The organism is Stenotrophomonas sp. YJH_SMC_4 (genome assembly GCF_059371575.1).
In genome coordinates this window covers 45,062-70,206 of the sequence record NZ_JCAFUR010000007.1, presented here as the reverse complement: position 1 = coordinate 70,206, position 25,145 = coordinate 45,062, and the positions used below count along the sequence as shown (strand labels likewise).

23 protein-coding genes are annotated in these 25,145 nt (G+C 67.2%); 4 read left to right on the top strand and 19 right to left on the bottom strand.

From position 1 onward, the window contains the following. Positions 1-105: 105 nt before the first annotated feature. Together AC5P9F_RS12670 and AC5P9F_RS12665 are read right to left on the bottom strand one after the other, a co-directional pair. Positions 106-1,278, bottom strand: coding sequence for an MFS transporter (locus tag AC5P9F_RS12670; protein ID WP_043033929.1), 1,173 nt, complete (start codon positions 1,276-1,278; stop codon positions 106-108). Beyond that, entirely contained in the window at positions 1,275-2,486 is a 1,212-nt protein-coding gene (locus AC5P9F_RS12665; protein ID WP_043033930.1) for an MFS transporter, read from the bottom strand. Before AC5P9F_RS12665 ends, AC5P9F_RS12670 begins: the two co-directional genes overlap by 4 nt. A 133-nt stretch (positions 2,487-2,619) precedes the next feature. Here AC5P9F_RS12665 and AC5P9F_RS12660 point away from each other — a divergent pair, with 133 nt between their 5' ends. Beyond that, a complete protein-coding gene (locus AC5P9F_RS12660; protein ID WP_005407901.1) occupies positions 2,620-3,207 on the top strand; it encodes a TetR/AcrR family transcriptional regulator in 588 nt (195 codons plus the stop codon). A 178-nt stretch (positions 3,208-3,385) separates the two neighbouring features. Here AC5P9F_RS12660 and AC5P9F_RS12655 read toward each other — a convergent pair whose 3' ends face one another. After that, positions 3,386-4,315, bottom strand: a complete 930-nt coding sequence (locus tag AC5P9F_RS12655; protein WP_043033931.1) for an oxygenase MpaB family protein — start codon at positions 4,313-4,315, stop codon at positions 3,386-3,388. A gap of 309 nt (positions 4,316-4,624) precedes the next feature. On the opposite strand from AC5P9F_RS12655, the gene AC5P9F_RS12650 reads away from it, so the two are divergent. Next, positions 4,625-5,239: a hypothetical protein gene (locus AC5P9F_RS12650; protein ID WP_005407899.1), complete on the top strand. Its 615-nt coding sequence runs from the start codon at positions 4,625-4,627 to the stop codon at positions 5,237-5,239. A 39-nt stretch (positions 5,240-5,278) separates the two neighbouring features. Here the strand turns inward: AC5P9F_RS12650 and AC5P9F_RS12645 are convergent, their stop codons facing one another. The 13 genes from AC5P9F_RS12645 to AC5P9F_RS12585 all read right to left on the bottom strand — a co-directional run bounded on the left by AC5P9F_RS12645 (position 5,279) and on the right by AC5P9F_RS12585 (position 17,752). Then, positions 5,279-5,623 (bottom strand): hypothetical protein, encoded by a 345-nt coding sequence (locus AC5P9F_RS12645; RefSeq protein ID WP_043033932.1) that lies wholly within the window; start codon positions 5,621-5,623, stop codon positions 5,279-5,281. 34 nt (positions 5,624-5,657) lie between these two features. Further along, the gene (locus AC5P9F_RS12640) at positions 5,658-6,428 is read right to left on the bottom strand and encodes a LytR/AlgR family response regulator transcription factor (RefSeq protein ID WP_043033933.1); all 771 of its coding nucleotides are present in this window, start codon (positions 6,426-6,428) and stop codon (positions 5,658-5,660) included. Continuing rightward, entirely contained in the window at positions 6,418-7,677 is a 1,260-nt protein-coding gene (locus AC5P9F_RS12635; RefSeq protein WP_043033934.1) for a sensor histidine kinase, read from the bottom strand. The genes AC5P9F_RS12640 and AC5P9F_RS12635 overlap by 11 nt, the downstream gene beginning before the upstream one ends. A 212-nt stretch (positions 7,678-7,889) precedes the next feature. Further along, positions 7,890-9,539: a M28 family metallopeptidase gene (locus tag AC5P9F_RS12630; RefSeq protein WP_043033935.1), complete on the bottom strand. Its 1,650-nt coding sequence runs from the start codon at positions 9,537-9,539 to the stop codon at positions 7,890-7,892. A 342-nt stretch (positions 9,540-9,881) separates the two neighbouring features. Continuing rightward, positions 9,882-11,528, bottom strand: coding sequence for a CsgG/HfaB family protein (locus tag AC5P9F_RS12625; protein ID WP_032966398.1), 1,647 nt, complete (start codon positions 11,526-11,528; stop codon positions 9,882-9,884). Positions 11,529-11,544: 16 nt separating this feature from the next. Further along, positions 11,545-12,222, bottom strand: a complete 678-nt coding sequence (locus AC5P9F_RS12620; RefSeq protein WP_049395636.1) for a hypothetical protein — start codon at positions 12,220-12,222, stop codon at positions 11,545-11,547. 97 nt (positions 12,223-12,319) lie between these two features. Then, positions 12,320-13,420 carry a hypothetical protein gene (locus AC5P9F_RS12615; RefSeq protein ID WP_005407892.1) on the bottom strand — a complete coding sequence of 367 codons (1,101 nt, stop codon included), beginning with the start codon at positions 13,418-13,420 and terminating at the stop codon, positions 12,320-12,322. Continuing rightward, a complete protein-coding gene (locus AC5P9F_RS12610) occupies positions 13,411-14,607 on the bottom strand; it encodes a hypothetical protein (RefSeq protein WP_100443128.1) in 1,197 nt (398 codons plus the stop codon). The genes AC5P9F_RS12615 and AC5P9F_RS12610 overlap by 10 nt, the downstream gene beginning before the upstream one ends. 107 nt (positions 14,608-14,714) lie before the next feature. Continuing rightward, positions 14,715-15,977, bottom strand: coding sequence for an RNA polymerase sigma factor (locus AC5P9F_RS12605; protein ID WP_049395632.1), 1,263 nt, complete (start codon positions 15,975-15,977; stop codon positions 14,715-14,717). A 45-nt stretch (positions 15,978-16,022) separates the two neighbouring features. After that, positions 16,023-16,379 (bottom strand): DUF1428 domain-containing protein, encoded by a 357-nt coding sequence (locus tag AC5P9F_RS12600; RefSeq protein ID WP_005407889.1) that lies wholly within the window; start codon positions 16,377-16,379, stop codon positions 16,023-16,025. A gap of 24 nt (positions 16,380-16,403) precedes the next feature. Continuing rightward, the gene (locus AC5P9F_RS12595) at positions 16,404-16,814 is read right to left on the bottom strand and encodes a VOC family protein (RefSeq protein WP_049418164.1); all 411 of its coding nucleotides are present in this window, start codon (positions 16,812-16,814) and stop codon (positions 16,404-16,406) included. A 34-nt stretch (positions 16,815-16,848) separates the two neighbouring features. After that, positions 16,849-17,271, bottom strand: coding sequence for a VOC family protein (locus tag AC5P9F_RS12590; RefSeq protein ID WP_005407887.1), 423 nt, complete (start codon positions 17,269-17,271; stop codon positions 16,849-16,851). A 67-nt stretch (positions 17,272-17,338) separates the two neighbouring features. Then, complete coding sequence (locus AC5P9F_RS12585; protein WP_033833692.1) at positions 17,339-17,752, bottom strand: YciI family protein; 414 nt, start codon at positions 17,750-17,752, stop codon at positions 17,339-17,341. A 728-nt stretch (positions 17,753-18,480) separates the two neighbouring features. Here AC5P9F_RS12585 and AC5P9F_RS12580 point away from each other — a divergent pair. Next, positions 18,481-18,888 (top strand): YciI family protein, encoded by a 408-nt coding sequence (locus tag AC5P9F_RS12580; protein WP_012479004.1) that lies wholly within the window; start codon positions 18,481-18,483, stop codon positions 18,886-18,888. Here the strand turns inward: AC5P9F_RS12580 and AC5P9F_RS12575 are convergent. Beyond that, the gene (locus AC5P9F_RS12575) at positions 18,866-20,947 is read right to left on the bottom strand and encodes an NHL repeat-containing protein (protein WP_044569462.1); all 2,082 of its coding nucleotides are present in this window, start codon (positions 20,945-20,947) and stop codon (positions 18,866-18,868) included. The genes AC5P9F_RS12580 and AC5P9F_RS12575 overlap by 23 nt on opposite strands. Before the next feature lie 165 nt (positions 20,948-21,112). Here AC5P9F_RS12575 and AC5P9F_RS12570 point away from each other — a divergent pair, with 165 nt between their 5' ends. Next, a complete protein-coding gene (locus tag AC5P9F_RS12570; protein ID WP_133050817.1) occupies positions 21,113-22,633 on the top strand; it encodes a tetratricopeptide repeat protein in 1,521 nt (506 codons plus the stop codon). A 48-nt stretch (positions 22,634-22,681) separates the two neighbouring features. Here AC5P9F_RS12570 and AC5P9F_RS12565 read toward each other — a convergent pair whose 3' ends face one another. Further along, positions 22,682-23,458: a lytic transglycosylase domain-containing protein gene (locus tag AC5P9F_RS12565; protein ID WP_012479002.1), complete on the bottom strand. Its 777-nt coding sequence runs from the start codon at positions 23,456-23,458 to the stop codon at positions 22,682-22,684. Between the two features lie 244 nt (positions 23,459-23,702). Further along, complete coding sequence (gene cycA / locus AC5P9F_RS12560) at positions 23,703-25,076, bottom strand: D-serine/D-alanine/glycine transporter (RefSeq protein WP_005412098.1); 1,374 nt, start codon at positions 25,074-25,076, stop codon at positions 23,703-23,705. Between the last annotated feature and the right edge of the window lie 69 nt (positions 25,077-25,145).

Genomic DNA, 25,145 nt, shown 5'->3' with positions numbered 1-25,145 from the left:
AGCTGCCAACCTCGGTTGGCGAATGCCCCGCTCGGGTGGATGCCGACGTTGGTCGGCATATCTACAGGTCTACAGGACTACAAGCCATCCACGCATGGCGTGGATCTACCGGCGCGTTGTGGCAATCACCAGCGTGGCGACCATGGCAAGCCCGGCCGCGGCCCACAGATTCGCATGCAGGCCCACGCCATCCAGCAGCCGTCCACCGCCCCACGCGCCCATTGCGATGCCGATATTGAACACACCGACATACAGCGCGGTGGCGATCTCCACCGCGTGCGGGACTGCCTTCATCATCCAGCTCATCAGGCCGACCGACACGCCGCCATAGGCCAGGCCCCACAGCAACAGCACCACAATGCCGCCGGAGGGTGTGCCGCCCAGCCACAGGAACAACAACGGCGTCAGCAGCAGGCCGCAAGAGATCGCCAGCAGCATGCCGCGCGGGTGACGAGCGGCCAGTGGTCCGGCGATGAAGTTGCCCGCGATGCCCGCCATGCCATAGGCGAACAGCAGCGCGCCGATCCAAGCGGCATCCACGCCCGATCGCAGGGTCAGCAACGGGCGTACATAGGTGAACGCAATGAAGTGACCTGCTACCAGCAGCAGCGTCAGGCATAGGCCGCGCTGCAGGCCACGGTGGCCGAGCAGCTGCACGAACTGCGCCGGGCGCACCGACGCCACCACCGGCAACGCGGGAACCACCCACAGTTGCAGCAGCATCACCGCCGCACTGAACAGCGCCATCGCTGCGAACGCGAAGCGCCAGCCCAGGGCGTCGCCGATCAGTGCACCCAGCGGCACCCCCAGAACCGATGCTGCGGCCACGCCCCCGAAGATGATCGAGGTGGCCAGGCCGATGCGATGCGCCGGCACCAGGCGTGCTGCCAGCCCACCAGCGATGGCCCAGATCCCGCCCATGCAGAACCCCACCAGTACGCGCGCGGCCAGCAGCCAGCCGATGCCGGGTGCCAGCGCCGAAGCAACGTTAGCGACCAGCAGCAGCCCCAGCAGCACGCACAGGATGCGGCGACGATCGATGCCACCGGCTGCGATCACCACCAGCGGTGCGAACACTGCCGCCAGCAGGGCCGGCAGCGAGATCATCAGGCCGGCGGTGCCGGTGGACGCGCCGAGATCTTCGGCGACAGGGGTCAGCAGGCCCACCGGCAGCATTTCGGTGGTGACCACCGAGAAGGTGGCGAGGCCAACCGCAGAAACCGCCCACCACGGATGGCGATGCACCGGCGTGGCATGCGCAGGCGATGAAGCGCTCACGGGATGATGCCTTCAGGGGTGGATGCGGCAACCGGGCGCAAGGCACGTCGCGCGAGAACGGCCAACAGCAGCACGCCCCCGCCTGCCACCAGTGCAACGACAAAGCCGCTACGCACGCCCCCCGCATCGACGCTCTGCCCGGACAGCGCCGCGCCCAGCGCCACGCCGATGTTCAATCCGGCCAGCAGCCAGGTCATGCCCTCGGTCAGGCGCGATTCGGGTACGCGTTGTTCGACCAGCGACATCGCCACGATCATCGTCGGCGCGAAGAACACCCCGGCCAGCAACACCGCCACGGCCAGCCCGGGCAGGCTGCCGACCCATGGCAGCGGCAGGGTGGTCATCGAGGTAGCTGCTGCACCGAGCAGCAACAGGCGCCGCAACGGCGCCTGCAGCTTCAGTGCCCCGAACAGCAGGCCCGCCGCGCAGCTGCCCAGCGCATAGGCCGACAGCACCACGCTGGCGGCAAGCGGCTGCCCCCGCTGTTCGGCGAAGGCCACGCTGGTGATGTCGACCGTACCGACAATCACGCCCATCGCCAGCATCAGCAACGCCAGCAGGCGGATCTCCGTGTGCCGCAGCAGCGAGCCCGAGGGAGTTGCACCTTCGTGCTGCTGCAGCGGCGGCTCGGTGCCCCGCTGCAGCACCAATGCGGCGACGCCGACCACCAGCAACAGGGCGGCCGCCAGTACGCCGGCCTGTGGCCATACCGCCACCGACAGCCCCACTGACAACGGTGGACCGACGATGAAGGTCACCTCATCGAACACGGTCTCCAGCGAATACGCGGTCTGCAGCTGCGGGCGACCGCGATGGATCGCAGTCCAGCGTGCGCGCACCATTGCGGACACGCTGGGCATGCATCCAGCCAGCATGGCGGCGACGAAAAGCGCCCAGTCTGGCGCAGCCAGCAGCGTGCACGCGAGCAGCAGCAACAACCCTGCCGCACTGGCCGCAGTAGCCCATGGCAGCACCCTGCCCTGCCCGCGCCGGTCGACCCAGCGCGATAACTGTGGCGACAGCAGCGCGTAGGTCAGCACGAAGGTGGCCGACACCGCACCGGCCAAGGCATAGCTGCCGCGCAGCTGCGACAGCAGTGTGATGATGCCGATGCCGGTCATCGGCAGCGGCACGCGGGCCAGCAGGCCGGCCAGGGCGAGGCCGGCGGTGCCAGGGGCGGCGAACAGGTCGCGGTAGGGGGTGGCCATCGGGATCTCCAGGGCAGCGGCTTGCCTGGCGCTACCGGCGCCACGACAATACATACAGAGCGTATGAATAAGAGCCTACATTCATACGCGTCGTATGTAAATAATCATGCACTGCGTATGTAAGGAGTTCCGGATGGTCCGTCGCACCCGCGCCGAGATGGAAGAAACCCGTGCCAGCCTGCTGGCCACCGCCCGCCGCGTATTCAGCGAGCATGGCTATGCGGCCACCTCGATGGATGACCTGACCGCCCAGGCCGGCCTGACCCGGGGTGCGCTCTACCACCACTTCGGCGACAAGAAGGGCCTGCTGGCCGCGGTGGTCGCCCAGCTCGATGCCGAGACCGACCTGCGCCTGCAGGCGATCAGCGATGGCGCGGATGATGCCTGGGACGGTTTCGTACAGCGCTGCCGTGCCTATCTGGAGATGGCGCTGGAGCCGGAGATCCAGCGCATCGTGCTGCGTGACGCGCGCGCGGTGCTGGGTGGCGCCTCACCGGAATCGCAGCGCCACTGCGTCCACTCGATGCAGCGCCTGATCGAACAGTTGATCGCGCAGGGCGTAGCGATGCCGGTGGATGCGCAGGCGCTGGCATCGCTGATCTACGGCAGCCTGGCCGAGGCCGCGTTCTGGATCGCCGAGGGCGAGGATGGCGACGCGCGCCTGCGGCAGGCGACGACGGCGCTGGAAATGCTGTTGCGTGGATTGAAGTCGGCCGGGTGAGGCCCATCCACGCATGGCGTGGATCTACTGCGGCATCCGGTCTGGTAGAGGCCAACCTTGGTTGGCCCTTCTGCGGCATCGCGCGCAACGCGTGCCAACCAGAACCATGGCATCAGTAGATCCACGCCATGCGTGGATGAAGCTTTATCGCGCAACGCGTGCCGACCAAGATTGGCACCTACCGGGGAACGGTGGGCCACTCGCGCAGCACCGACACCGGCACGCCCATGCGCGCACAGGCGCGGCTGGCGAGGCCATCGGGCAGCGCACGGCGGAACAGCGGCGCCATGCCCTGCATCAACTTCGCTGAAGCGGCCGCCTGCGCACGCTGGCGGCCGCTGCGTTCAAGCATGCCTTCGGCCCAGTCCGGCAGCAGTGCCGCACCGGCGCCAAGGAACACCTCGCGCGACAGCCCCGGCACCGGTACCGGCAGGCGCACGCCGGACAACACCTCCAGCACTTCACGCGAGCGCTCGTCCACACGCAGCTCCGGTTGCCGCGCGCAGAAGTACGCTGCAACCTCGGCTTCACTGCGCGGCACATCCACCGCACCCAGTGCTTCGGCCACGCGGCGGTACTCGTCGTAGTAGCGGTCGGCGATGTGCGCCGGCACCTCGCGCCCGTAGCGACGAAAGCCCTGCAGGAAACCAAACGCCTCAGTCACGTGCACCCATGTCAGCAGTTGTGGATCGTCCGCCGCGTAGGGCTCGCCCTGCGCGGTCTGGCCACGGATCTGTGCATGGATGCGGCGCACCTTGGCCACCAGCGCCTCTACCTCCCCGCTGGGTGCATAGCTGGTACCGGCGACAAACGCAGTGGTGCGACGCAGGCGACCCACCAGGTCATGACGGAAATTGGAGTGGTCGTAGACCCCGGCCAGCGCGCGCGGATGCAGGGTCTGCAGCATCAGCGCACACAGGCCCCCGGCCAGCATCGAGGGGAACTCCGCGTGCAGGCGCCAGGTCACGCTGTCAGGTCCAAACCAGCCCGGGTCACCCAGCGGCTGGTCGTAATCGATGCCGCTCTGGCCACGCGGGAAGGCCTCCAGTACCCAGCGCCGGATCGGCGCGGTGACGGGGCGGGAGAGTCGCTGCAGCAGAGCCGGCATCACAGGTCCAGGAAAAGCGAAAGGGTGGCCGCGAGTTGCGCGGTCGGCCCCGATTCTGGGCGATCACGACGCCGGCGGCGAGTCTTCGCACTCAGCCACGGTTTCATGTGCGGCCGCAGCACATTTCACCCTGCGACATCCTGTCGCAGGCTCCGGCCTCGATGCTGCGATGCAGCAACATTCACCGATTCAGAGAAGGCCCTTACGCGGCTTGGCATTGCGCCCATTGCACGGCTCGCTGGAAGTGCTAGAACTGGACCCGCCACACCGTCCAATGCTGATCGACGCACGTTCCACAAGGAGCCAGCCATGATTGCTTTGTTCAAGGGTTTGGGAATTCTGCTTCGCGACAACGAGCTCTACAGCAGCCCGTTCGATAAACAGGTTGCGCATTGGCGCAATCTCAGCGAGCAGCAGATCCGCGATGAAGTAGCAGTGCTGGCCCAGGCCAAGTGCCAATGGCTGATCGCCTCGATCGTCGGCTGGCAGGCAGCCTCGCTGCTGATTCTTGGCCTGATCGCCAACTACCTGTGGCGTGACGACTTCCATATCACGTTCACCCGCGTGGTAGTCGTGTTCGGCTCGTGGGTCTCGATCCTGTTCGTGATCTGGTTCATGGCCAACATGTTCGATCAGCAGGCCGGTTTCGAGCGCTGGATGAAGGCGTTCAACAGTCGCGCACGCATCAGCTCCAAGGCCGACAGCGTCGAGCACGTGGCCGAGGCCCTGGAACTGGCCGAGCATTACCCGGAAGTGCTCGATTACAAGCAGGCGGTCACCGCCAAGCGCGAGCTGCGCCACGAGGACATCCGCATCATGACCGAGATCGGGCGCATGAAGCAGCACTCCGAACTGGTCGGCCGCCTCAACCACGTGGGCGAGAACGAGCACCACCACGACCTGACACTGCAGCCTGCCTACTGACCCTTCAGGGAAGCGGGGGGACCCACAATGCCACCGTGATCACTCACGGTGGCATTGTTCTTTCCGATCCTCGCTGACGCACTGGGCGAAGCCCTTCGGCAGGTCCCTGAACTCCTGGGTGGTGCCGACCGCCAACGCGAACGACCGTATCGGCGCTTTCGCACACGCGGCGTCAGGACGACAGGCCGGGTCCAGCAGCAGGTAATGGCACTGACCGCTGCGGCTGGCCATGCACTCAAAACGCGCCACGCCGTCCACTACCGTGCGCTTGCTGTACAGCGTGTCCACGCCATTGGCAGTGGTGCGGGTGATCGCGGTTTCGGTGGACTTCTGGCAACCGGCAAGCGCCAGTGCAGCGAGGCCTGCAAGCAGGAAAAGACGCATGCAATGCTCCTGGTAGCGGAAAGGTGCGGTGCGGCTACATGCCGCGGAACAGGCTCATGAATGGTTGGCTGACCACCAGTGTTTCCGTCCGGCCCCGCAGCCGCAGCACACCGCGCCCGGTATCGTCGCGGCTGACCGCCGCCACAGCCTTCATGTTGACAATGGTCGAGCGGTGGATCTGGCGGAAGTGCTGCGGGTCGAGTACTTCCAGCAGTTCGCGCAATGGTGTGCGCAACAGGCTCTCGCCGGCAGCGGTGACCACGGTGGTGTACTTGTTGTCGGCACGGAAGTAGGCGACATCTTCCAGCATGATCAGCTGCGTCTCGCGGCCGTTGCTGGCGGTGATCCAGGCCAGCGGCGGGCGCTCGGCAGCACCCTGCGATGGCCCCAGCCGCTGCAGCAGGCGTTCAAGCGCGGCGTCATCCTGGCGTGTCGATGGCAGCCGCGACAGGATGCGCTCACGCGTCGCCAGCAGGCGTTCGTCACTGACCGGCTTCAGAAGGTAATCCATCGCGCCCTGCTCGAACGCGTCGATGGCGTACTGGTCATAGGCGGTGACGAACACCACCTGGGTACGCGGGCTCAGCTCGGACAGCGAGCGCGCAACTTCGATGCCACTGATGCCGGGCATGCGGATGTCGAGGAACGCGATGTCCGGCTGCGTCTCGGCCAGTTGCTCCAGCGCACTGGCGCCGTCCTCGCACTCGGCCACCAGCTTCAGCTCCGGCCACAACCGGCGCAGCTGTTCCACCAGTGACTGCCGCAGCAGTTCCTCGTCTTCGGCAATGAGGGCTTCAAGCGGCATGGCTGCGCTCCTTTTGTGTCTGCGGCAAGGTCATGGTCGCGGCCACACCGCTGGGGAAGTTGGCAACGATCGCCACGCCGGCCTGCTCGCCACAGGTCAGGCGCAGGCGTTCGCGCAGGTTCTTCAGGCCGATGCCGGTGCCGCTGGTGCCCTGGCCGAAGCCGAGCCCGTCGTCGGCGACGGTCACGGTCACATGGTCATCGAAGCCACGCGCCAGGATCCAGATCGTGCCACCGCCGGGCTTGGGCTCCAGGCCATGCTTGATCGCGTTCTCCACCAGCGTCTGCAGTGCCATCGCCGGCAGGTGCACGCCATGCAGCTCATTCGGTACCTGCACTTCCACCGCCAACCGTGCGCCCATGCGGATGCGCAGGATCTCCAGGTAGGCGCGCGTGCGTTCCAGCTCCACCCCCAGCGTCGACACCGACTCGTCCACCTGCGGCAACGAGCTGCGCAGGTACTGGATAAGGTGGCCCAGCATCTGCTCGGCACGTGCCGGGTCGGTGCGGGTCAGCACCTGCGCGTTGGCCAGCGTGTTGTACAGGAAGTGCGGCTCCACCTGCGCATGCAGCAGGTTCAAGCGCGCGACCGACAGTTCCTTTTCCACCTGGGTCTGTTCGGCGGCGGCCTGCTCATCGCGGCGCTGGTCGGCCACGCGGCGGCTGATCGCGCGGGTAACCGCTTCGGCGTTCTCGAAGTTGCTGCCCTCATCCAGCGCCAGCAGATCGGCCCACCAGCCGGCATCCGGTTCGAACAGCAGAGTGACGGTACTGGTGCCCTGCCCCGGCGTGACCGTCGCCAGCACGCTGTTGCGCTTGATCGCCAGCCGCGCCGGCAGGTTCCAGCGCGACGGCTGGCGGCCATTCCAGAGGTCCACCCGGCGCACGTAGGCGCGCACCTGCAGGCTGCCGGCCGAGCTTTCCACGTCTTCCACGCGCGGAAGTTCGGCAATCGCCGCTTCCACCACGGCATAGGCCTGGCCGGCATCCATCGGCAGTTCCACCTGGCGGCGCTGGCGCCCGGACAACGTGGTCGAATCCAATCGGCCGGCCACCAGCCAGACCCGGCGCACGTGGGTAATCGCGCTGCCCAGCGCGGAGATCATCAGGAACATCGCCAGCAGGCCGAACACCCAGCCCGGGCCATCGTTCATGCCGCTGAAGATGCCGCTCCAGACCATGCCGGCGACAACCAGCGCGGCGGCCCAGGCCAGCAGGTGGCGGATCAGGAGAGAGAGGCTGGCGAACACGGCGGCGCCTTGGAGGAAGGGGGTGAGCCGAGCATAGTGCGGCCCGCCGGGCAAACAAGCGGGCTGCGACGAAGGCGGGAAAAGCGGGGATGGAAAGCCATCTGGTAGTGCCGGCCGCTGGCCGGCTCCCCACTATCTCCGCATGCATCACAGGGATGCCGGCCAGCGGCCGGCACTACCCGGGAGGCGCCGGGCGAACCCGGCGCATGCCCTTACTTGCGCTGGTCGGCGCTGGCGTCACGCACGGCGCGGAACGATTCGTCCTTGCTCCAGTTCGGCCAGCTGCGCGTGTTGGCCAGCTGGTTGCCGAGCGTGTACAGCACTTCCAGGTCGCGGGCGGCACCGGCGAACACCCAGTCCGGCTGCCATTCGTCGCCCTGCTGGTGGTAGCGCTTGGCGGTGTAGTCCTCGGAGGCCTTCTTGCCTGCGGCCACCCCGCCGTCCACCCAGTCCTGGCCGGCCGACCACGACAGTGCCGGAACGCCACGCTTGGCGAATGGGAAGTGATCGGAGCGGAAGAACAGGCCGGCTTCCGGCTTCGGGTCCGGGGTGTAGCGGATATCCCAGCCCTTGGCCACGTCCTTCAGCTGGTCCAGCAGCTCGAAACGCGCGGCACCGTAGATGCCGAAGTCACGCGACGGCCCGAACGGCGCCATGCCGTCCATGTTGATCACCGCCACGGTCTTTTCCAGCGGATACAGCGGATGGGTGGCGTAGTACTCCGAACCCAGCAGGCCCTTTTCCTCGGCGGTGACCGCCAGGAACAGCACTGACCTCTCTGGACGCTTGGCCTTGGCGAAGCCACGGGCCAGTTCGATCAGCGAGGCGGTGCCACTGGCGTTGTCCAGTGCGCCATTGAAGATGCGGTCGCCACGTGCGTCGGGCTCGCCCACGCCGATGTGGTCCCAGTGCGCGCTGTAGACGATGGTCTCGTCCGGGTGGCGGCTGCCTTCCAGGCGTGCGGCCACGTTGTGCGAGGTGATCACTTCGGTCTTCACCGCATACTTCGCGTCCAGGCTGGCGCCGCTCAGCACCACCGGGGTGAAGTCGCGCTGCTGCGCCTTCTTCTTCAGCGCCTCGAAGTCCTGCCCGGCCGAGCGGAACAGCTCCACGGCCAGGTCGCGCTGGATCCAGCCTTCCAGCAGCGGGTGGCTGTCGGCCGGGTTGTCGCGCACCACGTCGAACATGGTGTTGGTGTTGGAGCCGGCCACGGTGGCCCAGCCATACGACGCCGGTGCGGTCTCGTGCACGATCAGCACGCCCAGCGCACCCTGTCGGGCGCCTTCTTCGTACTTGTAGGTCCAACGGCCGTAGTAGGTCATGCCCTTGCCGTCGAAGTCACCCTGGCCGGTCTCGAAGTCCGGGTCGTTGATCAGCACGACGGCGATCTTGCCCTTCAGGTCCACGCCCTTGAAGTCGTCCCAGTTGCGCTCCGGGGCCTTCACGCCGTAACCGAGGAACACCAGCGGGGCCTTGCTGATGTCGACGTTGCTGGCCCCGTTCATGGCGGCGCGCACGGCAATCTGCTTGCCCTGTTCCAGCGGCAGGGTCTTGCCGCCCTGGTGCAATGCCAACTGCGGCGCGCCGACGATGTCGCCCTTGCGCAGCGGCACGGCCTGGGTCCACAGGCGCTTGCCGTCCTTGAGGTCACCGCCCGGCTGCAGGCCGGCGTCGGCGAACTGCTTGCTGAGGAAGGCGATGGTCTTTTCTTCGCCGGCGGTAGCCGGGGAGCGGCCTTCGTAGGCGTCGGAGGCCAGTTCCTTGACGTCGGCGGAGATCCGCGCGCCATCGAATTTCGGGGTGGCCGCCATCAGTGCGCTCGACACCGACAGGGCCAGCAGGCCCAGTGCTACTCGTTTCATTGCTCTCTCCAGCAGGAAATCCTTCTGGAGTGTAATGGGATTCGGCAGGGCTGCGCCCTGCACCTGCCGATGCCAGGGCAACAGCAACAGCAGAAGCAGGCATTCGGTGGGATGGCGGGGTGGGTCCGGTTGCGGGGGACGCCGTAGACCCGTCCTTGGGGGCTTGGCCGCGGCATCCATGCCGCGGACACCCCCGCAACCGGACCCACCCCGCCTTCGACAGCTTCCCGGTGCTGTTGGTAGGTGTCGACCTTGGTCGACACGCATGGAAAACACGAAGGGGTCAGATCCCTTTCCCGGCGGGAAAGGGCTCTGACCCCATCGGTGTGTTGCTTGAGCCTGTTACCAGTTCGGGTCTTCGGCCGGCGCGGCAGCGGGCTTGGGCTTCGGCTTGGCGGCCGGGCGTGCGGCAGCTGCGGGAGCGGCCGAGGCAGTCGCACCTGCGGCGGCGGCGGCCGGCTTGCTGCCCAGCTTCTGGCGCAGTTCGATCTGGCCCGGGCGGAAACCGCCGCGCATCGCGTCGACGCCGTCTTCGATGGTGCCGTACGAGGTCTGTGCGGCCACGCGGTCGATGCGGATGGTGCAGCACGGGTGTTCGCTGCGGCCCAGCGAGCGGCCGGTCTGCGGGTCCTTCAGTTCTTCGCCCAGGCGCACGGCCTGCCAGCGCTGGCCGGCCTGCACGGTGTCACCGCCCTGGCTCAGCACCACCTGGTCACCGTCCACCGAGACCACCGACACCGGAAACAGCGTGGTGACGATGCTGGTGCCGATCTGGCCCGACAGCGATTCCATCATCGCCGCGGCCATGTTGCGGCCGTTGACCACGCGCGGCAGGGTGCTGGGGCCGGTCGAGGCCAGCTGGTGGTCGAAGCTGTCGGACATCACCACCTGGCCGGTAGTGGCGTTGATCAGGCGCAGGGTGATGCGGCCGCCACCGGAGTACGAGGTCACCTGGCGGTCGGACATGCGCAGGTTGCGCACGCTGCGCGGGTACTCGAAGCGTTCGATGGTCGGTATCAGGATCAGATCGGTCGCCAGCTGCTGGCCCACGCGCGCGGTGTCCTGCAGGCGCACGTTGCCGCTGTTGATGTGGTCGATCTCGGCCTGCAGTTCGTCGCCGAACTCGCGGTCCAGCACGATGAAGCGCTGGGTCTGGGTCAGCGTGTCGGACAGGCGCGCACGGATCGCGTCGGCCACTTCATCGGCATCCACGCGGCCATCGCCTACGGCGTAGCTGCCGGCCTTGGTGCGCGGCAGTGCAACCACGATCTTCGGCTTGCCCTGCTCGTCCGGTGCGCGGTACTGGGCGATCTGTGCACGCACGCGCACCTTCCAGTAGCTGCGCATGCTGCGGTGGGTCACGTCGGAATCGAACGAGCTTGCACCACGCTTGGCATCGACGCTGACCTTCTCGTCGTAGCTTTCCCTGACGCTGGCCGAGGCCGAACCGCTCTTGGCCGAGGCTTCGCCGGACGCATTGGCCGACGCCGAGCCCTTGAAGCTCCAGCCTTCATCGCTGGCGCGCACGCGGGCGATGGTTTCCTCGTCCAGCTGCCGCACTTCATCCTGCGACAGGATTTCATAGCCCAGCACCGCGCCCTGCGAGCCGGCGATCATCTGCTGGGTGAACGCGTCGGCGCGGATATCGCCGACGTGTTCGCCATCCACATCCACATGCAGGCCTGCGCGCAGGCCCTGCATCTGGCTGGCCACGCGTACGCCGTTGACCTGCGCCACGGCCGACTGCAGCGCCGCCAGCACCGCCAGTTCCGGGGTGCTGCCGATGCCGTCGGCTTCGCGCGCGACCTGGGTGGTGCCGCCGAAATCCGGCGTGCCACGCAGGGGCGCTGCTTCCACTGGCGCATTGCTGGCCAGTGCACTGGTTGCCTTGTCCTTGGCGGGCGCGGCGGCCGGGGTGTCCTGCTTGCCGCAGGCTGCAAGCAGCGCGGCGGCCAGGCCCAGGCCGATCAAACGGGTTGTCATACGCATGGAGATTCGCCTCGGATCAGATCGAGTCGAGCATCGAGTCGGCGTTGGACGGCACCTTCACCTTGCTCTTCCTGGCGAAGGTCACGGCCGACTTGGTCGAACCGTACAGGCCCTGGATGAAGCCCGGCGATTCCTTGGCCACCCATGCGCCCGCTGCCAGCTTGCGGCCAACGGTGGCCAGCTGGGTCGCGCCCAGGTTCTTCATGCCGGCGGTGAAGCTGCTGGCTTCGCCGCCCAGCTTCTGTGCTTCGGCTGCCGACGCCAGCAGCGAGACCAGGCCTTCGGCGTAGTGCTGCTTGGATTCAGCGTTCAGTTCCGGCTGAGCGGCCTGGCGCTCGTTGATCGCGGCCTGCGCAGCTTCGCTGACCGACACCGACTTCTTCATCGCATCGACGCTGACCGAACCCGACGACAGCGCCTGGCGCTCGGCTTCCAGCAGCTGCACCTGCTCGGCCAGGCCGAAGGCGCGGGCGAACGAAGTCTGGGCCTGCAGCGAGTGCGACTGCGAGCTGACGAAACGACGCACCAGCGCTTCCTGCGAGGCTTCATCCGGAGCGGCGGCGCTGGAGGCGCTGCTGCTGGAGGTGCCGGTGGCGGCACCGGCCAGGTCCTTCAGCTTGCCCAGGCCCGCGTGGGCCGGCATCGACAGGGTGGCGGCAGCGATGGCCACGACAAGAGCGGTATTGCGGATCATATGAGTGTCCTTTGGGAGAGACGGCCGCGAAGCGGCACGTGGGAATCGGTAACCCCAGCGCGATGCCGAGCGAGCTCGGCACCCACCGGGTGGCGGATCAGCGGACTGCCTTGACGTTCAGTTCGTTGATCATCTGCTGGGCGGCCTTCTCGGCAGCCAGCTGCAGGGCATTGGTACGGGCCACGGTTTCATTCGGGCCGGTGCCGGAGAACTGCACCGGGCCCACCGACGACACGGTGCGCGGGAAACGACCGGTCACGTCCAGCACCTTGCCGGTGACCGTGACGAACACGCGGGTGTTGCCGCTGGCCGGATCGCGGTCGCGCATGCCGACGTCGAGGGTACCGACGGCGATGTAGGGGATGTTGGCCGCACGGATGCCGTTGGCGGTATCGCGCAGGGTGGCGGCAGACAGGTCGTTGCCGGTGCTGAAGTCCTTGCGGATGCGCTCGATGCTCAGCAGGCCGCGCGATTCGCCTTCCACGTACTCGGCTTCAACCACTTCGTAGCCGGCGGCGCTGAAGGCACCGGTCATCGCGGTGTTCACTTCAGCGGCGTTGGCCACCTTCCAGCTGATGTTGTCGCTGCGCTGGGTGGTGCTGCCACCGCTGGTGACCGACACCGAGCCGTTCTGGTTGATGCTGCCGTTGGTGCTGACCGAGTTGCCACGGAAGCTGTCGCCTTCACGGGTGTTCTCGCTGTAGCTGCTGCTGGCGTCGACGCGGCGGTATTCCTTGTCCTGGAACGACTGCACGGTGTCCTGCGAGCGTGCCATGAACAGGAAGGTCAGCAGCGAACGCTGCGCGGCGGTAGCACCGGCCACGGCCGAACCTGCGTCCAGCTTGGTCTGCAGCAGCGTGGTGTTGATCTCGGCGCGGACAGTGACGGTGTAGGTCTTGGCCTTCTTGTCTTCGGTGTCCGACAGCGGCACGGCACTGAGCACATAACGGTCGATCTCGCCGATGAACTCGGCGCGGCGGGCTTCGAACAGGCGCAGCTTGGCCGCACCGGTTTCAGCGATGTACGCCTCCAGTGCATTGACCTTGGCCTTGTTCAGGGCCTGGGCGCGGGTGTCGGCGCTCAGGCGCAGGCCGTAGCTGGCCGAACCGGTACCGCGCGAACTCGCGGTCTGCGCGGCGACCGGCGAGGCCACCACCAGCGCGATGAGGATGAGCAGGATGGTACGCATCAACGACATGACTTGATCAACTCCTGGAGGGCTTGGGTCTGCTGCTGCAACGGGCGTCCGCCCGGCTTCTGTTCGTCCAGCCATGCGCGCGAATCGGCACGCTTGGCGGCGGCGCCGGCGAAGGCATCGAAGCCGGCCAGCAGGGTTTCGTAGCTGGCCGACCACTGGTCGACCTGCCACTGCGTGACCGGCACCACCTTGGTGGCGCCCTTGCGCAGCGGCTGTTCGAAATAGACCTTGCCGGAGAAGGGCTCGGTCACTTTGGCGGTGAAGAACGCGCCGAACAGCATCGTCTTCATCGCCGGGGTTTCATTGATGACGCCGTTCTTCAGCGCATCGACCTGCATAGTGATGACGTAGTCCGGCTCGGGGATCTTCAACTGGTAGACCTTGCCGTCGGCAAAGCGGGCGGCCATCGCACCACCGATCGCCTGGCCCGAGGCCGGCGGCAGCAGGCCGACGCCGGTATTGGACGACAGCGTCTTGGACAGTTCATGGGCCAGCGTGGCGCGCAGCGGGGTTTCCCACTTCGGGTCGGGCAGCTTGGCGCGGACCGCGTCGGACAGGGTTACGCCACCGACCTGCAGGCGACGCACGGCGGCATCGGGCAGCTTGGCCTGGGCGAGACTGGCGGCCAGCACCTGCGACAGGCTGGTATCGGCGCTGCCGTACAGCAGATCGGCGACGATCGCGTCGATATCGTCGTTGTCCGGCCGATAGTCCTGCACGTCGATGCGCTGCAGGGTCAGCGGATAGGACGCGATCACCTGGCGCTCGCGGAAATCGAAGAACAGTGCCTGCAGGGCCACTTCCACCAGCACTTTGTACTGGTTGCCGATCGGCTCGACCGAGACCAGTTCGCGGTCCAGTGCGGCGGCCAGCACCGTCGCGCTGGTGGTGCCGTCGAGCATCGCCACCGGCTGGTCGATCAGCTCCAGGTTCGCCGGCGGCCGGCGCTTGAGCGCCTGCGCCAGGGTCTGGTTCAGCGGGATCAGGCCGCGCTTTTCCAGCACGGCATGCGCATGCGGCGTGGTCGCCTGCACGGCAGCGGCATCCGCGGTATAGGCAAAACCGGCCCAGTAGGCCTGCTGCGATTTGTCAGCCGCCTGCGCGGCCATCGGCCACACGGCCAGGCACAGGGCACAGGCAAGCAGGCGCGCAAAAGCGCGCGATGCGCTCTTCGTCCTTGAATACATCCAACCGCTCCTCGGTCAATACGCACGGAATGCGGACGCTGATGCGTCCGCTGGGCGCGAAACATAGCCGCTCAGGCGCCTGCCGACAAGTGCTGCGTTCGTCGCAGTCACTCCTGGGGCGGCAGTCCGGCCCGTTGGCGCAGCAGGCCCCGCTCCGCCTGGTTCTGGCTGAGTCTGGCGGCTTCGGCAAAAGCCTGACGCGCGTCGAGGTCGCGCCCCAGCGCCTGTAGTATCTCCGCGCGCACCACCTGCAGGGGCGCGTACTCGCGCAGGCGTGCATCCACCAGCAGCGGCTGCAGTTGTGCCCACGCAGCGAACGCGCCCTCGCTGCGCAGCACCGCCACGACCCGATTCAAAGCGACAACCGGCGAAGGCATCACCCGCAGCAACTGGGTATAGAGCGAAGCGATACGTGGCCAGTCGGTGGCTTCAGCCCGACGCGCAGCCGCATGGCAGGCGGCGATGCGCGCCTGCAATACATAGGGATCATCAGCACCACCGGCGGCCAGCGCGCGGGCCAGCACCTGCTGCCCGCGTTCGATCTGCAGCCAGTCCCAGCGCGCGCGGTTCTGCTGGTCCAGCAGCACCGGCGCGCCCTGCGCGTCGGTCCGTGCCGCAGCACGCGATGCCTGCAGTTCCATCAGTGCCAGCAGGCCCAGCACCGGCGGCACCGGCAGCCGGTGCGCCAGGATGCGTGCGAGCCGCAGTGCCTCCTCGCACAGCGCCGGACGCATCCAGTCATCGCCGGCGCTGGCCGCGTAACCTTCATTGAAGACCAGGTAGATCGCCTCCAGCACCGAAGCCAGTCGCTCGGGCATCGCGTCCGCGCGCGGCACCTCATAGGGCACCTGCTTCTGCGCCAAGGTGCGCTTGGCGCGCACGATGCGCTGGGCGATGGTCGGCTCGGGCTGCAGGAACGCACGTGCGATCTCGACGGTGGTCAGGCCACCGAGCAGGCGCAGGGTCAGTGCCACCCGCGCATCGGCCGGCAGCACCGGATGGCAGGCCACGAACATCAACCGCAGCAGATCGTCACCCAGGTCATCCTCCAGCGCCTGGCTGTCATCCGGTGCCGGCAGCGCCGCTGGGTGCAGTTCCTCGCCCCACTGCGCATGCTGCTGCGCCACCCGCTGGTGTTGGCGCAGCACATCGATGGCACGGTTGCGCGCAGTGGTCATCAGCCAGGCTCCGGGGTTGTCCGGGATGCCCTGTTCCGGCCAGCGCTCCAGCGCGGCCAGCCAGGTGTCCTGGGCCAGCTCCTCGGCACGGCCGACATCGCCCCCGAGCAGCCGCGCCAGGCGCGCGATCAACACCGGCGATTCCATCCGCCAGAGGGTTTCCAGACGCTGCGTCAGTGCGGGATCGGGCATGCGCCGATCACAGCACGCACGCCCGGCCCGCACAAGCGCCGCAGCTCACGCTTCAACAATCGGCTTGAAGCCGCCCCAGAACATGCGCCTGGTATCGAACGGCATGTCCTTCGGGCCCAGCGACGCCAGCCGCGGGTCGGCCATTACCCTGGCGTTGATGCGGTCGCGCGCCGCGCGCGAACGGAACACCACGAAGGCGACGATCACCGTTTCGCCGGGCTTTGCCTTGACCGCACGCGGGAACGAGGTGCTCTTGCCCGGTTCCACATCGTCAGCCACGCATTCCATGTACTGCAGCGCGCCATGGTCCTTCCACACCGCACCGGCCTTGCGGGCGAGGCGGCGGTAGGCCGCCACCTTGTCCTGTGGGCACGGCAGCACGTAAGCATCCACGTAAGCCATGAGGGTTCTCCCTTGTGGCGGCCGTCAGCCCGGCTCGCCGTCCATGTGTGCGATTTCCCAGAGATGGCCATCCAGGTCCTGGAAGCCGCGCTGGTACATGAAGCCGTAGTCGCGCGCCGGCTGCGGTTCGCTGGCACCTGCAGCCAGTGCCTTGTCCACCAACTCGTCAACTGCCTTGCGACTGGGGGCCGAGAGCGCATTGATCACTTCCGTGTGAGTGTGTGCATCGGCAATCGGCTTGTTGGTGAACTGCTGGAAAAAAGGTTGGGTCAGCAGCATCACGTAGATGCTCTCGCTGATGACCATGCCAGCCGCATCGTCATTGGTGTAGGTGGGATTGAAGCTGTAGCCCAACGCGGTGAAGAACGCCTTCGACTTCTCCAGGTCCTGCACGGGCAGGTTGACGAAGATCATCTGCGGTTGTGATGCGCTCATCGGTGAAGCTCCTTGTGGATGACAAAAAGGGGGATCAGGGCTGCTTCATGCAGTTGACCATCCACGGCTTGCCGTAGCGGTCGATCAGCATGCCCCAGCGGTGCGCCCAGAACGTTTCAGCGATCGGCATCTGCACCTGGCCACCTTCGGCCAGCGCCGCGAACACGCGCTCGGCTTCCTCGATGCTGTCGACGTCGACATTGATGGTGGTCGAACCACCCTCGCCACCGCCGGGACCGTCCGCCGCCATCACGATGGCGCTGCCGATCTCCAGCTGGCTGTGCGCGACGTGGTCCAGGGTTTCCGGCGGCATCTCGTTGCAGCCCGGTGAGCCATCGGAGGGCGGCATGTCGCGGTATTTCATTTCCGAAGTGACCTGGCCACCGAGTGCCTTGGCGTAGAACGCCATCGCCTCATGGGCCTGGCCACTGAAGCCGAGGAAGGGAATCAGTTTCATGGCAATACTCCGTTGTGCGGTTCAGGGCAGTAGTGCCGGGTCGTGCCCGGCAGGGAGATGAATCGGGTCAACCTTCCAGCTGTGCACGCAGACGCTGTTCCTGCTGCTGTAAGTCGGGGGTGAAGGCTTCACCGAAGTCTTCGGCGGAGATCAAGGGACGCAGTTCGAGCGTGCCGCCACTGCCAAACGGCGCGCGGCTGGCCCATTCAACCGCTTCGTCCAGCGACCGCACCTCCCACAGCCAGAAGCCGGCGATCTGTTCGCTGGCAGGACCGAACGGACCGGCCTCGACCTTGGGTGCCCCGCCGCCGAAATGAATGCGACGGCCGCGCTGGGTGGCGTGCAGGCCTTCACCGGCCAGCATGATGCCGGCGGCCACCAGTTGTTCGTTGAAGGCGCCCATTTCGGACAGTTCCTGTTCGCTGGGCATGCGGCCGGCTTCGGAGTCGGCGTTGGCCTTCACGATCACCATCACTTTCATTGCGGTCTCCCGTGGGGACGCGTGGTGCGTGCCCTTCATTGGGTACAACGAACCAGGGGGCTGGGAATCGACACGCCTGTTGGAAATTTTTTTCTTGCGCGGAAAGCGCGCCTTCGGCGGAGGTCGGCGAACGGCGGAGCCCCTCCGTGGTGGGGTTGGGTTGGTCGCTGAAAGCTGGGTTCCTGTGGGCGGGCCGGGCGGGTGGGATTGGCGGGGACGCCGTGAACCCGTCCATGGGGGCTTAGCCGCGGCATCCATGCCGCAGATACCCCGCCAACCCCACCCGCCCGGCCCCAGACAGATTCCGGTAGCCGAACCACCACGGGAAGATCAAGAGAAAAAGGCAGAAGCAAAGGCAACAGCAACGGCGGTTGGCTGGCGGGCTCGGCTTTGCGAGCGAAGCGACCCGCTTTTGCTCTTGTTTGTGATTTTCCGTGGTGGATCAGCTGCAGAGATCTGTCCAAGGCCGGGTGGGTAGGCGGGGCGGGGGTGTCCGCGGCATGGATGCCGCGGCCAAGCCCCCATGGACGGGTTTACGGCGTCCCCCGACCCGCCTACCCACCCGGCCAACCGCCAGAAACCCAGCTTTCAGCGACCAACCCAACCCCACCACGGAGGGGCTCCGCCGTTCGCCGATCCCCGCCGAAGGCGCCGCCTCCCGCGCTGCAACATGCTCACGCGCAAACCTGCGCGATCATGGACACTCCGCCCCCCGCCAGGACCGTCCCATGCAGCAGTACCTGCTTCTGATCTATATCGAGCCTGCCCTGCTGCAGGCCCTGCCCATCGAAGAATTCAACGCGCTGATGCGCGACTGCCTGGCCCACGCCGACAAGCTGCAGGCCGAAGGCACGCTGCTGGCCGCGCAGAAACTGCAGCCGGTCGACACTGCACAGACCCTGCGCGTGCGTGATGGCAACAGCCGTGTTCTCGATGGCCCGTTCGCCGAAACCCGCGAACTGCTGGCCGGCTTCAACCTGATCGTCGCCCGCGACCGCGACGAAGCCATGCGCATCGCCCGCGACTTCCCATGGGCGCGCTTCGGCAGCATCGAGGTGCGGCCGCTGGAAGACATGGACGCCGAGCGCGAACGCTGCGGCGCCCCGGCTGCGGCTATGGCAGCAGCCGTACCCTGATCTCGCGCGGGCCCACGCCTTCGTTACCGCTGTAGTCGCGCACGCTGGCGCGCACGATGTACTCGCCCGGCGGCAGCGCCGCCGGCTGCCAGCGCCCGGTTTCCATCAGGCCGTCACGCACGGTGTTGGTGGCCAGGTAACGGAAACGGGTCACCGCGCTGCCATGCACGGTGATGCCGCTGTCGGGGGCGTAGGCCACCCGCACCGCCTCCTTCTGCGGCGGCATGCGGTTGAACACGATGTTCCAGCGCGGCTGTTCGTAGCCCTGCAACGCCCGGCCACTGGCATCGAGGATCTGGTAGCCCACCTGGTACATGCCCAGACGGCGGCGCGGCAGGTTGTTGTCGACCTGGTCCCAGGCCTCGATCACGATCTGCACGCCGCGGCCCTGGCGCGCCACCATCACCACGCCATCGCTGCCGGCGGCCATCGGCTGGTCGTTGTCATCCAGCAGCGCCACATCGGTGATGCGCGGTGCGAAGTGGTCGGCGTAGTTGTGGAAGCCCAGCGCCACGGCATTGGTCTCGAAACCACCGGTACCCACGGCCAGGTGCACGTGCGCCTGGTTGTTGATGCTGCCCAGGCGGTCGCCGACGTGGATGCGCATGCCGCGGCGCACGCGCATCCGCTCCAGCTTGCCCTGCTCGTCATACAACGCCTGCCAGCGCGCATCGTAGGGCTCATCGCGCGGGGTGCGGCCGACCCGCATGTGGATGTACTTGAGGCGGTCCACCGCCAGGCCCTCGGCCTGCTCACCCAGGTTCCAGGCGGCCACCGGGCTGCTGATCTTGCCCTCGGCAATCGCCAGTACGGTCTGGCCCACATCACCGCGCACGTCGAAACCGCCATGCAGGTGGTGGCGGCTCTCGCCAGTGAAGTTGCCGCGCACCTCACCCAACGTACCGACCACTTCATGCCAACCGTCCTGCGGTGCCAGCGGCCAGCGACCGCCCGTCTCCGGCAACGCCGCATCGGCAGCCGGGCCGACCAGTGCCGGTGCCGGTAGTTCGCCCACCGGCAGCGGGCGCAGGCGATGCAGACGGTAGCTGGCGGCGTCGGCCACCAGCACGCTGCCATCGGCATCCATCGCCAGCCCGCTGGGGCGGGCCAGGCGCGGCAGGCGACCATTGCCAACCAGCGCGATCTGGTGACCCTGCGGCGTCACCTGCACGATGCGGCCATCAAGATCGCCCACGTACAGCACGCCATCGTGGGTGGTGGCCAGCGACAGCGGCCCATTGATCACGCCACCGGCGGCGACCACGGTGCTGACCGTGCCGTCGGCGCCTACGCGGCGCACCGCGTTGTTGAACAGGTCGGCCACCAGCAGCGCGCCCTGCGCATCGAAGGCCAACGCCACCGGCGTGTCGAAGCGCGCAGCGGCGCCCACGCCATCGGCCAGGCCCGGCCGATCGCCGCCGGCCAGGGTGCGCACCATGCCGTCGGTGCCGATCACCCGGATGCGGTCATTGAAGGTGTCGGCCACGTAGACCTGGCCCTGCGCATCCACTGCGATGCCCATCGGCGCATCGAAGCGTGCCTGCACGGCAGGGCCATCGGCGTGGCCCTGTTCGCCACCGGCCAGCGTGGTCACCTGGCCATCGGTGCCGATACGGCGGATCGCATGGTTGCCGGTGTCGGCCACATACAGGTTGCCCTGCGCGTCGGCGGCAATGCCCGAAGGCGTATTGAAACTGGCCTGCAGTGCCGGGCCATCAACGCGTCCCTCGCCCTGCCCGGCCACCGTTTCAACGCGGCCATCGGGCAAGCGGCGGCGGATCCGGTTGTTGTCACCGGCGTCCGTGAAATAGACGCTGCCATCGGCACCGCGCAGCAACGCGTACGGATCGGCGAAACGTGCTTGCGCGGACGCGCCATCGCGGTCACCCGGGTGGCCATCGCCGGCCAGCGGTTCGATCTGCGCGGTCCACGCCAGCGGCGTTGGAACCGGACCCGCCGGTTCAGCCAGCGTATGCAGCGGTGTCTCCCACCAGGTTGCGGCCAATGCCACTACCGTCGCCAATGCTACGCCTGCCGCCATCCATTGCCACCGTGCCATCGTGCTGCGCTGCCTGCCTGCTGTCTGAAGAGGCACCGACAATAGTCGCTGAACGCACGATCCGCCATGGCCAATCGTGCGATCAAACGCCAGAGTTCCATCCATCGCGCTTGTTCTCGCTGGCTGCAGCGGGTTCAATGCGGTTCCCACGGATGGAAATCCTCCATGCCCCGCATCCTCCCCGTCGCCGCCCTGCTGATTGCCGCATTGGCCAGCACATCCGCCACTGCTTCGATCACGGTGGTACCGCAGAAGCCGTCCGTCACCGCCGATGCGATGCACCAGGCCTATGCCACGCGATGGGATGAAGCCATCCAGCAGTCGCGCAGTGGCAACACGCTGGGCGCACTGATCGCAATGGAACGGCTGATGGAAGATCCGATGCTGGATGACTTCGATGCCGAACACCGCGGCCGCGCCGCGCAGGTGGCCGGCTGGACCGCAATGGTGCAGAAGAAGCCGGATCAGGCCCGCCGCTACCTGCAGCGCGCACAGGAAGCACTGCCGGACGACGCGCAGATCCTGCTGACCCTGGTCTCGGTGGAACTGTCCGAGAACCAACCGGCACCTGCCACGAAGCACTTGGTGCAGGCGCTGAAGCATGCCGACGCGCCGTTGCCGGTGGACCACCACGCGATCAACTACCTGCAGTTCCGCCTGCGGGACCAGCCCCAGCAGCGCATGGAACTGCTGCAGGCGCTGTTCGACAACGGCTGGAAGAGCGGCGGCCTGGAACCCACCGGGCTGTGGCTGGCGCTGGCCACGCTGCAGGCCGACAACGGCCGTGGCGACAGGATTCCCGCCACGCTGGCGCGCATCACCGGCCCCGCCGAGATCATCCGCCTGCGCAGTGACAAGCGGTTTGATCGCTATGTCGACCGCGCCGATGCCCGCTTCGATCCGGTGCAGGCTGCACAGAAACACCTCGACGAACTGCGGGTCTCCGGCCTGCTCGACCGGGCGCTGGACGCACGCATGGCCGAGTTCAGCAGTACGCTGCTGATGCTGGACCGCAACGAGGAAGTGCTGGCACTGACCGATGGCATGGCCGGTGCGGCGGCCGAAGGTGAGTCGCCCTCGGCGGCGGAAGCCGAATGGGTGGCATGGCTGCTCAACAGCCGGCTTACGGCGCTGCGCCGGTTGGGCCGTACCGACGATGCGCTGGCCACAGCCAGGCTGGCCGCACGCATCGGTGCGCTGGGCCCGGATGGTGCCGAGCACCAGTTCAACGTCGGCTTCGTGCTCAGTTCGCTGGGCCGCATGCAGGACGCTGCTGCCGCAGTGAATGACATGCCAGGCCTGGCCGGTTACGGCAAGGCGGCCCAGGCACTGCTGCAGTTCGCTGCCGCCCGCGAACGCGGCGATGCCCAGGCAGTGGAAGCCGCCCGCTCGGTGATCCTTGCCCAGCGCGACGACGCACGCCTGTTCCATCGCGAGATGCTGCTGGACGAAGGCAACTTGGACGGCGCAGCCGCAGTGCTGATCGAACAGCTGCGCTCCCCCACCGACCGTGGCGAGACGCTGGCCTCCCTGCAGGACATGCGCACCTACCCCTCGCTGCCCGGTGACGTGAAGATCGATGCGGCCTGGCGTGCGCTGAAGCAGCGCGCCGACGTGCAGGCCGAGGTGGCACGCGTCGGCCGCATTGAGCGCTACGACCTGGTCAGCACCTCGACCTCGCGCTGAGCCGATGTCCTGTGGCGCCGAGCGTGGGCTCGGCACTACACCTTCCGCCTAGCGGGCTGGCACTTCGGTACGGATGCCCATCGCTTCGCGGTAGCGCGCGTACAGCGCCATCACCTTGTCCACATAGGCCAGCGTTTCGGCGTAGGGCGGCACGCCCTTGTAGCGGGTGACCGCGCCGATGCCGGCGTTGTACGCAGCCGCTGCCAGCGGCCGGTCACCGTTGTAGCGGCGCAGCAGCGCGCGCATGTAGCGCGCGCCGCCCTCGATCGACTGCTGCGGTGAGAACGGATCGCGCACGCCATATTCCTGTGCGGTCTCCGGCATCAACTGCATCACGCCCTGTGCGCCCTTGGTCGAGACCGCCAGCGCATCGAAGTTGCTTTCGGCATGGGCAATCGCGCGCAGCCATGCGTCATCGACACCCGTGGCCTTGGCCGCGGCCTTGAACTGCTTGGCGTGCTGCGCCAACTGCGGCTTGCCGACCTTGCCCAGGCCTTCGTGGGCAGGTTCGCCCGGCGGCGTGGCCACTGTGAACTTCAGGAACACCCGCGAGCCGGGCAGGTTGCGGGTGGAGTAGACCAGCGCGCCATCCTGCTCGCGCTCGTACAGCACGCCGCTGAACACGCCCATGTTGCCCCACAGGTTCGGGGTCTGGATGGCGTTGTCGTCGATTTCCTTCGCGGTGCAGCGTGAACCGGGTTCCGGCGCGGTGGCCAGGCTGACGGTGTTGCCCTGCACGCAGCGGTAGACGGTGCGCGCGGCGGCCAGCCCGGGCCACAGGCTGGGCAGCAGCAACAGCGCAAGCAGGAGAGGGTGACGGGGCATGGCGGCCGGATCATCCGGCCGCGCCCGCTAATGTTGGGTGAATGGGCGCCGGCAGGGCTGCGCCCTGCACCCGCGCGGGCACCGGCGCCGGCGCCGGCGCCGGCGGCGGCGGGGGTAGAGTCGACTGTCAGTCGACTATCGCGCGCAGCGCGGGGTTTTCCGGAAGCCCACGGGAGAGCAGTCGACTAACAGTCGACTCTACCGACGTTTCCGATTTCCGGCATTGCCGCCCCCGCATCCCCGGTCATTTCGCGGTCCTCCGACGCACCCAATACCCCACGCCCAGCAGCACGAACCACACCGGGCTGGCGATCAACGCCTGGCGGGTGTCGGCCTGCAGGCTCAGCAGCACCAGCACGGCGGCGAAGAACACCAGGCAGGCCCAGCACATGGCAACACCGCCGGGCATCTTGAAGATCGATGCGGCATGGCGCTCCGGGTAGCGACGGCGATAGGCCATGTAGGCCACCAGAATCAGCGACCAGACGAAGATGAACAGCACCGTCGCCAGCGTCGTCACCAGGGTGAAGGCGGTCACCAGGTTCGGAATCAGGTAGATCAGCAGCGTGCCACCGAGCAGGCACAGGCACGAGAACAGCAGGCCGCGGGCGGGCACGGCGGCACGTGACAACTTCGACAACCCGCGTGGGGCGTGACCCTCTTCGGCCAGGCCGTACAGCATGCGGCTGGTGGAGAAGATGCCGCTGTTGGCCGAGGACGTGGCCGAGGTCAGCACCACGAAATTGATCAGGCTGGCGGCGGCAGGGATGCCGGCGAGCACGAACAGTTGCACGAACGGGCTCTTGTCCGGCACCACCTGGCGCCACGGGGTGACGGCCATGATCGCGATCAGCGCCAGCACGTAGAAGATGATAATGCGTACCGGGATCGAGTTGATCGCCTTGGGCAGGTTGCGCTCGGGGTCGGCGGTTTCGGCGGCGGTGGTGCCGACCAGCTCGATGCCGACAAAGGCGAACACCGCAATCTGGAAGCCGGCGAAGAAACCGACCAGGCCCATCGGGAACATGCCGCCGTCGTTCCACAGGTTCGACAGCGACGCGGTGTGGCCGCTGGGCGAGGTGAAGCCCCACGCCACCAGGCCGGCGCCGGTGATGATCAGCGCGCAGATCGCCACGATCTTGATCAGCGCGAACCAGAATTCCATTTCGCCGAACAGCTTCACCGTCACCAGGTTCAGCGACAGCAGCAGCATCACGCACGCCAGCGCCGGCTTCCAGGCGTCAAGCCCGGGGAACCAGAACTGCGCGTAGGCGGCAATGGCGATCACATCGGCGATGGCGGTGACGATCCAGCAGAACCAGTACGTCCATCCACAGAAGAAGCCGGCCCAGGGGCCGAGCAGGTCGGTGGAGAAATCGATGAAGGATTTGTACTGCAGGTTGGAAAGCAGCAGCTCGCCCATCGCGCGCATCACGAAGAACAGCATCGCGCCGATGATCAGGTAGACGAAGACGATGGATGGGCCGGCCAGGCTGATGGTCTTGCCTGAGCCCATGAACAGGCCGGTGCCGATGGCACCACCGATGGCGATCAGTTGCAGGTGGCGGTTGGACAGGCTGCGGCGCAGGTGCTCGGGGGGCGTTGCGGGCTCGGTCATGGGCGCGGGCAAAAGGGCGGGCGAAGCGTTCGACGGTAGTCCTCCGCAGGCCGGAGCGCCAGCGTCGAA